Origin of the sequence: Aureispira sp. CCB-E (genome assembly GCF_031326345.1) — a bacterium.
Lineage (GTDB): Bacteria > Bacteroidota > Bacteroidia > Chitinophagales > Saprospiraceae > Aureispira.
This window is the reverse complement of the sequence record NZ_CP133671.1, coordinates 1169667-1183061: the sequence shown is the minus strand read 5'-3', so window position 1 is coordinate 1183061 and position 13395 is coordinate 1169667. Positions and strand designations below refer to the sequence as shown.

General features: G+C 36.1%; 12 protein-coding genes. 3 read left to right on the top strand and 9 right to left on the bottom strand.

What is annotated here, in order from left to right:
* Positions 1-148 precede the first annotated feature (148 nt).
* Together QP953_RS04460 and QP953_RS04455 are read left to right on the top strand one after the other, a co-directional pair.
* The gene (locus tag QP953_RS04460; protein ID WP_309554100.1) at positions 149-805 is read left to right on the top strand and encodes an AIM24 family protein; all 657 of its coding nucleotides are present in this window, start codon (positions 149-151) and stop codon (positions 803-805) included.
* A gap of 54 nt (positions 806-859) precedes the next feature.
* On the top strand, positions 860-1834 hold the full coding sequence (locus tag QP953_RS04455) for a S9 family peptidase (protein WP_052594763.1): 975 nt from the start codon (positions 860-862) through the stop codon (positions 1832-1834).
* Positions 1835-1929: 95 nt separating this feature from the next.
* On the opposite strand, the gene QP953_RS04450 is transcribed toward QP953_RS04455, so the two are convergent.
* Positions 1930-2109 carry a hypothetical protein gene (locus QP953_RS04450; RefSeq protein ID WP_309554099.1) on the bottom strand — a complete coding sequence of 60 codons (180 nt, stop codon included), beginning with the start codon at positions 2107-2109 and terminating at the stop codon, positions 1930-1932.
* 195 nt (positions 2110-2304) lie between these two features.
* On the opposite strand from QP953_RS04450, the gene QP953_RS04445 reads away from it, so the two are divergent.
* Positions 2305-3345: a GMP reductase gene (locus QP953_RS04445; protein WP_309554098.1), complete on the top strand. Its 1041-nt coding sequence runs from the start codon at positions 2305-2307 to the stop codon at positions 3343-3345.
* Between the two features lie 99 nt (positions 3346-3444).
* Here the strand turns inward: QP953_RS04445 and zupT are convergent, their stop codons facing one another.
* The 8 genes from zupT to QP953_RS04405 all read right to left on the bottom strand — a co-directional run bounded on the left by zupT (position 3445) and on the right by QP953_RS04405 (position 13373).
* The gene (gene zupT / locus QP953_RS04440) at positions 3445-4266 is read right to left on the bottom strand and encodes a zinc transporter ZupT (RefSeq protein WP_052594769.1); all 822 of its coding nucleotides are present in this window, start codon (positions 4264-4266) and stop codon (positions 3445-3447) included.
* A gap of 203 nt (positions 4267-4469) precedes the next feature.
* Positions 4470-5810, bottom strand: a complete 1341-nt coding sequence (locus tag QP953_RS04435; RefSeq protein ID WP_052594770.1) for a LysM peptidoglycan-binding domain-containing protein — start codon at positions 5808-5810, stop codon at positions 4470-4472.
* A gap of 143 nt (positions 5811-5953) precedes the next feature.
* Entirely contained in the window at positions 5954-6613 is a 660-nt protein-coding gene (locus tag QP953_RS04430) for a LysE family translocator (RefSeq protein WP_052594772.1), read from the bottom strand.
* A gap of 545 nt (positions 6614-7158) precedes the next feature.
* Positions 7159-8088, bottom strand: a complete 930-nt coding sequence (locus tag QP953_RS04425; RefSeq protein ID WP_052594774.1) for a pyridoxal-phosphate dependent enzyme — start codon at positions 8086-8088, stop codon at positions 7159-7161.
* Positions 8089-8543: 455 nt separating this feature from the next.
* Entirely contained in the window at positions 8544-9908 is a 1365-nt protein-coding gene (locus QP953_RS04420) for a transglutaminase domain-containing protein (RefSeq protein WP_052594776.1), read from the bottom strand.
* A gap of 172 nt (positions 9909-10080) precedes the next feature.
* Positions 10081-11169, bottom strand: a complete 1089-nt coding sequence (locus tag QP953_RS04415) for a hypothetical protein (RefSeq protein ID WP_309554097.1) — start codon at positions 11167-11169, stop codon at positions 10081-10083.
* 217 nt (positions 11170-11386) lie between these two features.
* On the bottom strand, positions 11387-11689 hold the full coding sequence (locus QP953_RS04410; RefSeq protein WP_052594780.1) for a YbaB/EbfC family nucleoid-associated protein: 303 nt from the start codon (positions 11687-11689) through the stop codon (positions 11387-11389).
* 124 nt (positions 11690-11813) lie between these two features.
* Entirely contained in the window at positions 11814-13373 is a 1560-nt protein-coding gene (locus tag QP953_RS04405; protein ID WP_309554096.1) for an HTTM domain-containing protein, read from the bottom strand.
* Between the last annotated feature and the right edge of the window lie 22 nt (positions 13374-13395).

Sequence of the window (13395 nt, the reverse complement as noted above, 5' to 3'; positions counted from 1 at the left end):
GTCGATAATTTTCTATCATACATCCCATTTATTCTAAAAAATGAACTTCTAATCCCCTTTCTAATGTATATAGCTATACTTGGTATCATAAAAAAAACAAACTACTGCTTTGTTCAATTATTTTTTAACGAAATATTTTTTTCTCAAAATGGACTTACAAATTTCTCCCTATCCTGGCTCATTTCTTCTTGCAAAAATGAATCCTTCAGAAAAAATTATTACAGAAAAGGGAGTGCTAATTTCTTGTAATGGGAGATACCACCAAGAAAATAAAATCGAAGCACGAGGTGTTAAAAATTGGTTGGCAACAGCTTTTGGTAAGAGTCTGATTTATAATATGTATACGGCTCAAGAATCGGTTCAATTCATATTTGCCCCCAAAAACAATGCAGAACTATTTTCTTTAGATATTAATGCTCAATGCCCTGTTTTATTTGACCCTCAATCGCACTTTGCTAGAACCACTGGTTTGGATATTGAACTTGCCAAACAAGATTGGAAAAGTGCGCTCAACGATGGTCTAAAATTACGTACAAAAGGTAAGGGAAACTTAATCTTAAAGGGACATGGAACCATCTTAGAGCAAACTATTAACACACAGAAACCCATCTATATAGATGAAAGTGCTTTGGTAGCTTTTGAAGCATCTCTTAGTCTAAAAACAATTTCTAAAAGCATTAAAGAGACCCTAACTAGTGGCGAAGGATTTTTGTGCCAAGTAACAGGAAGTGGCAAAATATGGTTGCAAACTCGTACAGCTGGAGAGAGTTCTGGCGGAAGCGGCATGGTCAGCAATCTATTTTAATTAACATCCTATTTTTTATCATTTTTTTACTTCAATTAATCTTATTTACCTTAAATGAAACGAACATTTATACTAACCATTCTATGCCTAACAACATCCATTCTTCAAGCGCAAACCCCTCGCATTATTAGCAAAAACAAAGTTGATTGGAAACAATTTCCGAAACTATATACAGATATTAACAAAGAGCAATTTATCAAACCTTTTAGTGCTCTTTCAGAGGTTGATGTCGAAGAAATAACCTACTGGAGCGATAGTTTAAAAATTGAAGCCTTTGCCGCCATCCCCAAAAAAGAAGGGAAATATCCTGTTATCATCTATAACCGAGGAGGAAATAGGGATTTTGGAGCCTTGCAACTGCTTAAGGGAAAATTTAAATACCCTGTGGCTTACTTTTTTACGCAATTGGCAAAAGAAGGGTATATTGTCATTGGGTGTAACTACAGAGGTTGTGGCAAAAGTGAAGGAAAAGATGAATTTGGTGGAAACGATGTCAACGATGTCTTGAACTTAATTGAGGTATTAAAAGAAATTCCTCAAGCCGACGTTTCTCGAATTGGTATGTATGGCTGGAGCCGTGGTGGCATGATGACCTATCTTGCGCTAACTAAAACCAATCAAATCAAGGCAGCAGTAGTAGGTGGAGCTCCTACCGACAATATGGCTATTGAGCGCCCTATGATGGAAACGGGTGTCTATGCTGAATTAATCCCTAATTACTGGAAAAACAAAGATGTTGAACTAAAAAAACGCTCAGCTTGCCATTTTGCTGAACAGTTTTCTAAAGAGGTTCCTATTTTAATTCTACATGGTAATGCTGACTGGCGTGTAAAATCTACACACGCTTTAAAGCTTGCCTTGGAATTAGACAAATACCGTGTTCCATATCGTTTAAAAATATTTGAGGGAGGAGATCATGGTTTGGGTGCTTTTAGACCAGAGGTTAATAAAGAAGTTTTATCATGGTTTGAGCGATTTTTAAAAAACAACGAACCTGTTCCCAATATGGTATCTCCCAACAAAGAATAAAAGCGTCTGGTATTGGAGTGTATAGCACTACTTTTATTCAAAAATAAAGGAAGAAGAGATGGTAGGTAAACTACCATCTCTTTTTTTAATTTGTTTTACTTACAACAATTGGGGATGCAATAAGTACCTTCTCCTTTGCAACAATCTTGCTGATTCGTACAACAATTAGGCACACATTCACTTTGTCCACAACATGATGTATTGTTCTTTGCTGCAAAGGCGGTTCCTATTGCTAATAATAATGTTGTTCCAGTGATCAAATAAATTGCTTTCATAATAAAAATTAGTTTGTGTTGTTCTTTCAACAACCTGTTTTGAATTAAATAACAACTTACTAGACGACAATTTTTGAGAAAGACGCAATTGTTATTTTTTTCTTCTAAATTTTTATTTGTAGCTTTAACCGCTATACACGATGCTGTGTTTTAGCAAATTATTGAATTGAATAACTTATAATATTCTTACTCTATATGCTAATTGAATCAGATATCAAATTAGGTTTTAAAGACGTCATGTTTCGACCTAAACGCTCCACTCTAAAATCTCGATCAGAGGTTACTTTGCAACGTGAATTTTCTTTTTTAAACAGTCGCATCTACTGGAAAGGTGTTCCTATTATTGCTGCCAATATGGATACTGTAGGAACCTTTGAAATGGCACAAGCCCTAAGTCAAGCACAGTTAATTACAGCGATACACAAGCATTATACAATACAACAATGGGCAAATTTCATGCAACATAGCAGCCCTTCTATTGTTGACTATATTGCTGTTAGCACTGGAACTGGAAAAAAAGATGCTGAAAAGTTAGATCATCTTTTGCAAGAGCATACTGCCTTAAAATTTATTTGCATTGATGTTGCCAACGGTTATTCTCAGCACTTCGTAGATTTTGTAAAAAAGACTAGAGACAAATACCCTGATAAAGTAATACTTGCAGGTAATGTTGTCACAGGGGAAATGGTAGAAGAATTGCTGCTCTCTGGTGCCGATGTAATTAAAGTAGGTATCGGTCCTGGTTCTGTCTGTACAACTCGAGTTAAAACAGGAGTAGGCTATCCACAACTTTCAGCCGTTATTGAATGTGCAGACGCTGCTCATGGATTGGGTGGACAAATTATTTCTGATGGAGGCTGTAAAATTCCAGGTGATATTGCCAAAGCTTTTGGAGGAGGTGCCGATTTTGTAATGCTAGGTGGTATGCTAGCTGGTCATGATGAGAGCGGAGGCGAGACGGTTACAGAAGCCAATAAATCTTTCAAATTGTTTTATGGAATGAGTTCGGAAACTGCCATGAACAAACATTCGGGTGGTGTAGCAGAATATCGAGCTTCTGAAGGAAAAACAGTCAAAATTCCTTATCGTGGTGCTGTTAATGCGACTGTTCAAGATATTCTAGGTAGTTTACGCTCTACTTGTACTTATGTCGGAGCCAGAAGGCTAAAAGAATTGACCAAACGTACCACGTTTATACGAGTACAAGAACAACACAATACTATTTTCTCCAAGTAGTTGTTTTATGCTAACTTCAGAATATGAAGTTCTAACTCGTTCCAATATTGAATGCTTCTTTTGACCTTGAAGCATTCAATATTTTTTTCCTATAGTTTTCTATATCATCAAAATCAAACTTCCCGCCATTACGACCATTCCCAAAACAACACCATATATCGACAAATGATGTTCTCCATACTCTTCTGCTGCAGGTAATAATTGATCTAAAGAAATAAAAACCATAATTCCCGCAACCCCCGACAAGAGAACTCCCATTAAAGTTTCATTCAGATAAGGCATCAAAATAAAGTAACCTAAGATTGCCCCTAAAGGCTCTACAACTCCTGACAAGAAAGAATAACCAAAAGCTTGTTTGCGATTCCCTGTTGCGAAATAAATGGGCATAGAGACAGCTATTCCTTCTGGAATATTATGAATCGCAATGGCTATCGCTATTGTCAACCCTAATTCTGGATCGTCTAAAGCGGTTACAAAAGTCGCTATTCCTTCTGGAAAGTTATGAATAGCTAAAGCTAGTGCCGTTAAAACCCCTATACGCATTAATTTTTTGGGATCTGGCGCACCTTCTTCTACCAATTCTTTTTCCTTTAGCCCTGTAGAAAATTCATGTGGATTTTCTGCCTCAGGAATCAGTTTATCAATAATCGCAACCACCAACATTCCTACAAAAAAAGCAATCACTCCGTAGGTAGTTCCTAATTTTTCATCATTATGATAAGCTTCTGTTAATTTGATAATCGCTTCTGGCAAAATTTCTATAAAAGAAACATATAGCATCACTCCTGCTGCAAATCCCATTGCAAAAGTTAATAATTTGGTGCTTTTATCTTTTACAAAAAAAGCAATGGCACTACCAATTCCTGTTGCCAATCCAGCTAAGATAGTTAGCATAAAGGCGATTTGTACGTTTTCTTCCATAGATCACACAAGACAATTAGATTTAACTAACAATATTTTTAGACAAATCTAAAAATATTGTCAAATATTTCAAAACTCTTGAGCAAATAAATAACGATACTCCTTGGGATGCAATTAACTGAGCCTAAAAAAACAAGAGGTTTTTTCTAAAAGAAAAAACCTCTTGCCAATTGCTCTCAACGGAAGCAATAAATATTGAAAAACTATTTGTTTAATTGCTCATAACCTACAACCAACTGTTGGTTAATATCTATTTGAGAATCCGTCAATTGCTTATTCAAAGCATACAAATCTTTTAATTCTAAACCGTATAATTTAGAAATTTCATACAATGTCTCTCCTTGTTCCACTACATGAATGGTTGTTTTGGTATTGGCAACAGGATCCATTTTAATCAAAGGATTTTTACTTTTGCTAGGAACTGATCCATCATCAACAACCTTTAAGGCTTGATTCAAGCCTAAAGCATATCCTTCTAGATTATTAATAGCCACTAAACGCTGTATCGAAATGTTGAACTTCTCTGAAATAGTATATAAGTTTTCTTTTTCTTTTACCAAGTAAATTCCACCAGGTAACAGTTCGTTAGCCAAAGCCGTACTCGCTGCATTAGTTGTATTTCTTGATTCCGTAGGATTCATTGGCTCTTTAGCAGTTGGAGCAACTGGCTTCGATATTGGCTCAATAGAGCGTGCCGTAAAACCTCCTAATTTCTTTGACAACCACAACCTTTTCTCTACATCAGACATTCCTACAGTATCTTCAATAATAGGTCGGCTTGTCGCCACAGGAACTTCAACAACGGTAGGTACTGTTGTGACAACAGGTGTATTGCAACGCTGTGCAACAAATGTTGACAAAGGAATATCATTGATACGCTGTAATGCCAATTCTCCTTGAGAAGTGTAAATTCTATCGACCCCTACGGTAGAAACAACACTTAAATGTTTGATTGGTGTTTCTACATGGCGACTAACAATTTTGAATTGATAACTAGCCAAACAAGAGTTGGTACCTTTCTTCTCAAAAAACACATTCCGTTCTTTATTGGTTTGTTTATTTAAAATTTCTCCTGGTTTGGATACTAAGTAATCGTATTTAAAACCATAAGTAGGATCATCATAAACAATACCTGATTGGTTTTCTGTCAAAGTGGATACAGAACGAATTTCGTATAAAACATACTTTGATCCCTTTTCTACCACCATATAAGCCATCTTTTGGTTGGAATTGATTGCATCCATTAAGACTGCCGATATCTTAGTACGATCTTCGCACATAAACGGTTTCACAGGAATCTCATTCACAACTTTTTTATTTAAATTTAACGGATCTTTCTGTACTCTAAATATTGCTTTTGTGGCATCATTAATCGAAATATAATAATCGGTATAAGCAATATCGTGAAAAGTATTTACACGTTCATAATCAAATTTTTGCATACAAGCTGGATCATAAAAGAAGTACACAGAAGATTGTGCATACGTTACAGCTGTTGTCAATAGCAAAAGTAAAAACGTGTAAGTATAATACGTAATTTTCATAAGTAAACTATTGGGTTAAATAAATTGATACAATAATGTATTTACAATTGTTCTATCTATTGTCTTGTTATAATTTGTTAAGCCTTAGGCAAGATTTTTTCATACTATAATGTCGATTAAAATTATCACTTATAATCTACTGTTTACAAAACAGTTACTTTCAAAAGTAATACCAAACCAAACCCACCTAAAACCAAACCTGCTAGTCTTCTAACATATAAGAAGTGATGTGCCTGCAATTTATTGCGAATGGTTTTGGCCAAGTAGATTTTTAAACAATCCGTCAAAATTACTACTGACATCACAGCAATGTACAATGCTGCCGTTGCTCCTCCTATATAATTGCTATTAATTGCAAAGGCCATCAACCCCATCCAAAAAAGCAGTGGTGTTGGATTAATGGTATTAATCAAAAAGCCTTGCAAAAAGTAAGCAAAATAGGCTTTCTTAGATACTTTGTAATCTACAATCTCTACATCATCTAACCCTTTGGTAGACACAGATTTTGTCAACAACAAACCTGCTCCAAACAACAACAATAAGCATCCTCCTATTGTTCCACTATACCACACAAAGGTCGCTTGTTTAACCTCATCTGCAATAATCTCCTCTACCCAAATTGCTCCCCAAAAAGCTAGAAAAATATACAGCAAATCACTCACCCATTGACCAAGGGCTAATGCAAATGCTGCCTTAAAGCCATGCTCAACTCCTAATTGTAGCATGGTAAAAAATATTGGTCCTACAAATACACTTAATATCAGCCCTGCTAATGCTCCCTCCAATATTGCACTTACTATCATTTTTTTGTTTTGATTCTCTTTTATAATAGTCCATCTAATACTTTGTTACTATAAAATTATAGTAGTTAGCTACGCTGCTACTTCGTGGTTTCAACAAACTATTGAAATTAATAACAAATACATAAATATTGGGCACCGCAAATAAATGCGTTATTACTCTTCTAAAAATGTTCCCCTTCTAACACATACATCCCAAAGTATCTAAATGCGCTTCATAGAATTGCTCGCTAGCGAATTAAAAAACTGATATAGAATCCTTTATTTTTTAATAAAAACTCATATGAGTTATTAAGATACCGTTGTTTGCCAATGCCAAAATTTTGGATACAATATGCACAAAAAATATGAAAGCAACTGACTTTAGGGTCAAGTTCTTGCTTTAGTTGTATACGATTATAACCATCAATGGTTGTATAAATCGTTGATTTTATTAGTTCAATGTCTCGCAATAGAAGTTCTCTAATTTTATACTTCTTTTATAAAAAATATAAAAAAGCACCTTATATCAAAAGAGCTATTTCTCTACAACTAGAAGCAAATAATTGTTATAAATAAGCTTCCAAATAAGCATTAAACTGCTCTAAATTCAGCCCAGATCCTCCACAAACTAAAACCAAGATAGTATCTAGGTTTTGAATCACATCTAAATTATGGTACACTGCCGACAGAGCTGCACCACAAGCAGGCTCTACCAAACTCCCTGTATCGTTCAAAAATGAACGACAAGCTTCTAGTGCCTGTTTATCACTAACCGCACAAGGAATTACGTCGTGCGCCAATCCATATTCAAGTGCTCGTTTGGCAACCCGTTTGGCTCCCAAAGAAGAAGCAATAGACGCTATCTCATCCAATGTAACCAATTGTTGTTGCTCCAATGATTTTTTCATAGAAGCAGCGCCATGAGTTTCAGCAGTAATAACTTGAGTAGCATTCCAATTATTGCGTAACACTCCTTCCATCACCCCACAAAAATAACCTCCACCTCCTACAGCCACAACAACGGCATCGGGTGGTGCCATTTGGCTATCGCATTCATCAATAACAGATGCGTGTCCAGCCCAAATGGTTGGATGATCAAAAGGTGGGATATAAATTGCCTTTTCTTTTTTTACCAAACTCTGTGCAAAAACGTTGGCATCATTCCAAACGTCACCAAATACCCTGACGGTTGCTCCTAAACTCGAAATTTTGGTTTGCATAGACATTTTTGTGGTTGTTGGCACAACAACGGTTGTTTTTATTCCCATTTTCCAACCTGCATACGCTGTTGCCAATCCTGCATTGCCTCCCGAAGCTATTACCAAATGCTCGTAGCCTTCCTCTACGGCTTCTTGACAACGCTTTCCTATCCCTCGTATTTTAAATGATCCCGTTGGTTGATGGCAATCCATTTTAAAATAAATTTTTTTATTCAATTGGCTACTCAAGCGGTGGGCATAAAACAAAGGTGTTTTGGTATGTAATGTTGTCGTCATTTTTATAATATTGATCGTAATTGTGGCAGACAAAATATCCAATTAAAAACTAACTTTACTCCGTGGTTCCCATAAAGTAGCAACGAACCGAACTATGCGAGCTCATGACCACAGGGAGTAACAAATCCAGCTTGCTGGCTCACAACCGCAGGAAATAACAAAGCTAAGTACAAAACTAAAAGACCTATTATAATAGAAATCCGCTTACAAAAACAAGCTACTTCCTCCTTCAAGTTCTTAAGTGCTCTGTAAAATAACACGATTAAGAATGAAAGAGTACAAAATACAGAGAATTCATAAAAGAAATAGACTGTTCCTTTATATAAGAACAGTCTATTTTTAAAATAGTTTCACTTATCGCCCCATCCATTTTTGATTAACAAAAATTTAGACAATATTTTTTTTAATATATTTAACAGATCACACACCTTCCTTTAACACTCGCTACCAAGTCATTAAAGTGGTTTTTTGAATTGATCTTTCGAGGTGTACAAAGTCATCATTTTACTTGGTCGGTCATTGCAGGTAAACTCCCCCATGTGCCAATCCAAAGAAAGCCAATACAATCCTTCTTCATCTATATTTGGTTCTAGTTTTTTATATTGATCGTTATACTCTTGACGAATGATCTTAACAGCACGCTCCCACTCTGGCTTTCCTCCAATCAAAACCTCAGCCCACGCATGACCACCACCGCTACAAAAACCACCCATAATTCTAGAAATCCCCCCTATCGCCTCAACACAAGAAGCATTTAAAATGGAGAAATCATCACAGTCTCCAGCTAATCCCAATGCAATGGTTCGGTTGGCAGGGGAATAGTAATCGTTTCGGATCATGGTTGGGTCACTAATGTATTTCCAACTGCTTGCCAGATACTTGTGCATAGCACATATTTGTTGAAGCCCTTCTTTACCTGGTAATGCCATCATTCTATCATAGTAAGCCCCTTGCTTCTCTTTTACCAATGAAACGGCAAAATCTCGTACACAAGGTTGATTAGGAACTACTGCTGCTGGGATAGACTTTACTTGCGAGCCACTGTCCCTAGATCCTGCACACCACTCATATTCTTTTAATTCCGCTTCTTGCGCTTCAATCAGCTGCTTGTATTGCTCGTTTTGCGCTTTCAGCTTTTCTAACACCTCCTCCTCGCTTTCTAATTTATTAATTTTTTCTTGCAGGTCTTCCATTTTTGCAATCTTCTCTTCTTCTGTCAAACTCTGATCATCTTCTACCTCTTCCACATACTTTTGAACATTTTCTTGTTGCATATATTTGGCATCAATCATTCCTCGTAAGGACTCCATACCTTGATTCATGGAGATATTGAATGTACTGTTATTCGGAAAAAGCCCAACATGATTGCTTCCTATTAAAAAGCCTAATGGTAGTATTAACAAAACTAGTAATTCAACCTTAAAATTAATCTTTTCAACAAAGGAAAGTACCATTCCAACTAACAATACAAATACGCCTGCTAGTAAGTTCAGTTTTAAATTGGATAAAAAATCAACCTTAGATGCTAAGGTTTGAAACCAATTCAAAAAGCCAATTTCTACAGCTGTAGAAATCAATAAACCACCAATTATAAAACTTGTGAAGGTAGCACTAAAATTCTTTCCTCCTCCCAAGACTGCCATTAAACCAATCATGCAAAAAGCAATAAAAGTTAAAACAGATGGATCGCCCAAAGCACCGATTTGGCTGCCTAAAAAATCAATAGGAGCAGTGTTTCCAAAAGTATAAAATATAACTGGTGTTAACAGCATCAAACCAAATACACCAATTCCTGCAAGTATTTTTTGACCAATATTCATAAAGCAAAGGATTTATTTAAAAGTAAAACTTCTTTTTAAGATAGTAATATTATCAAAACCTTAAAAAAATAAATCTAGTTCCCGTTTTAAATAATAATTTCCATTCTTTGAAAAATAAAGTCCATTGGTATTGAACTGCTTAGAATTGGATATAGTGCTATTCGAAAAAATTTTAGTTGGATTGTTCTTCTTCTTTGTACAAACCTCGATAACCACCAGTAATTCTTCCTCGTTTTGCTTTTATGTTATCTCCGATTTCTAATTGCTGCCACCAAGACAAAGGAATTTCCTCAATATGTTCTTCGTTTTTTTCATCTTGAACAATGACAGTGTAAGTCCCCGTACGTCCAGCTTCTCTCAAAGATGAACTGGTTCTTATATGCATGGCATTTCCCCACGTAGGGCTGTGGTTTTTATCTTGTGTAACGATAGGACTAATCGAAAACCAGCGATCAATTGAATATCGATATTTGGTTTGATAGACAGGCTCATCTCGGTAGGTAGGTTCTTCGTATTCTACCTGATAATCTTCATAAATAGTTCGAGTACAGTATTGATCTTCAAAATAGCCATTGCCCAAATCTTTTTGCCCACAAACATACTCCTCACTTCCCACGGCACGTTGCTCTGTTCTCGTTCTAGTTTCATAATGATCTAATACTTGGTCATAATGATGAATCGCCTGAAAAGAGCTAATTATTTTTCCGCCATTAGGAATAGACCAATCCTCTTCTTGAACATTTCGTTTTTCTTCTACTAAGATACTTTGTTCCCACTCAAAGCCCTTTACCGTAACCTCTACGGTTTTATTAAGTGCCAACAAAACCAATAGCCCCACAATCCCAACAATAATTCCCAAACCAATGAAACATCCTTTTTTACTTGTAGGTGGTGTCGCTATTGCTTCTTTTTCTTTGAGTTTTGAGAAGTCTTTTGTACCATCTCCTGAGCGGGGTACATCTGCTGTGGTATAGGTTTTTACAGCTAATTGCTTGTCTGCCTCGGAGCGAGGATTTCCACAATCTTTACAAACCTGAACATCATTAGGGTTATTTTGACCACAAAAAGAACAACGCCAATCAGCACCTGCCTTTGCTCGGCGGATAACTTCAGGATCTTGAACAATATCTTTTTCTGCCGCCATATAGAATTTCACATTCTTAGGGCGGTCTGCTCCGCAGTTCGGACACTCTGTTTTAGGTCCTAACACACCTTTATAACCACAAGTTGTACAATCCCATCTACCTACATGTATTGCCATAAGAATTTCCTTCTAAATAAATCAACGTTTGTTTTCTAATCTTCGCCCCAATATACCCAAATAATATTCGATAAAGTTGCAGTGCTCAAATCACCATTACTTTATGAGAACTAGCGCTGCAAACTAAGTAAATCGTATCAGTTTAATTATCTACAGGACAATTAAACTGATACAAAGATGCTCTGTCTGTGCAACAAAGCCCAATTACATTTATTTTTTATCCAAACAAACCTCCCAAATCGCCCATACCAGGAGGCAACAACTTAGCCATCATTGCTTTAGACTCCTCTTGTTCCTTAACAGCAGCAGCGGCAATAACTCGATTAGTTGCTTCTAGAATTAAATCTTCCAATTGCTCTTTATCTGTTAAATCCAAAGAAGGGTCAATGCTTACATCTAGTATTTGGCGAGCAGCATTCGCCTTAATTTTTATCATTCCGCCACCTGCTTCTCCTTCAACAATAATAGCTGTTAAAGCATCTTGCATTTGCTTTTTCATTTCCTCCATTCCTCCAAACATAATCTTATTTTTTTATGTGTTAATAAATTATCAATTTCAATCTCTAACTACTACTAAAACAAGGAGCAGTTACAACTAGTACAATCCCATTTCCATTCATTGAGCTTTCTTTTCTCAACCTTATTTAACGCCAATTACTGGTAGCATCTACGCCATCTTTTTCCAAAAAATCTCGCCACATCTTAAACCGATCTTCTGAATAGACAGGCAGTTCATCACTATACGACCAATCCGTAATCCAAGTTACTGGAGCGGTTGCAGAATAAGGCACTAAAGCGTAATTTAGTGTCGTATCATTGACAAGTTGAGGCGCTCGATTGTTCACAGACTTCCATACTTCCATTTTAATAATTGGATTTTGTACACCACCTTCTTGCACTCGATCTCTAATAAAATGCGCAAATCGCAAAAAGGACTTAGGCGTACGACGCATTTTTCGATATTGCCGATAGTTGATGTATTGATCCAAAGCAATTGGCAATTCTTCTCCTGTTTCTGGCACCACAACCTTCATTCTCCAAGCATCAACGGTATCAATTAACATCATTCTCCAAGCAAATAAATGCCCTTCTCCTGTCCATGAAGGATCTCCCTTGTATAGAAAATGTCGAAACGGCAACGTCAATTGAAAAGCAAACCAAATACTTAGAAAAATAAGACTTGCTTTCTTTGGGCTAAATATGGTCTTGTTTCGATCTGACAATTCCTGAAATCCATTCCCTCTAAAAAACAAATGTACTAAAATTGGGTAAGAAATTAGTTTGATGTATAAATTGGTCCCTTTAAATAAATCCGAAATAAATAGACCATACCCAATTCCTAACATCAAACCAACTGCCAGTACTGCCTTAATAAGTTGATTTTTGTGATAATGCTCATACAACTTTTCTGCCCAATTAGGGGCAAAAAATATAGGTGTGCTTGCTAACATAATAGTCGGAAAATCGCCAATAGACCAAGTAAAATCATTCATGGTATGAAAGGCAACAACAGGCAGCAAAGCCCATCTCCTCCAACGCTTTGACAAAAGGAAAAAAGCAATGGTTAAATCAAAAACTAAACCTGCATAAGAAATAAAATAGGCCATTTCTGTTGACCGCATCAATGGTTGTAAGGAAGTCGGGTAAAAAGTTGAGGCATCCACCAACCAATACTGCATAGGGAAACCTGCCAACCAATCGTAATGCAATTTAGCGATTCCTCCATAAAAATAAACAATCGCTATTTGCCAACGAAAAATCAAAACTTGCCAATAAGGAACTGTCCGTTCTTCTTTTGTAGAAACGGCTCCCCACCGATCTGCATCTACAATACAGAAAAAGAACAAAAATATAGATACTAAATAAAAGTGATTGTTATAGTGTCCCTTATCTACCAAAAAAATGTAGGTCCAACTCAAAAAAGTTAGCATTGCATTGAGTCGATAATGAATACCCAAAGCAAATAAAATACAGGAACCTATGGCTCCATAAAAGAACACATCTAACCAATAACGTGGCATAAGATGTATCCAATGAAAAAAATCATAGGTGTTGTAAAATTCCGATGGTTCTAAATAATTGACAAAATATTCGTGAAAATTCACAAAATCTTCCAATAAAATAAAACCAAACAAAAGCCTTAGTATCCCTAGAGATGAGGCACTTACTTCTTTGAATAATATGGAGGTATCTGGTAGTTTCATAGGTTATAAAACTAATATTTTA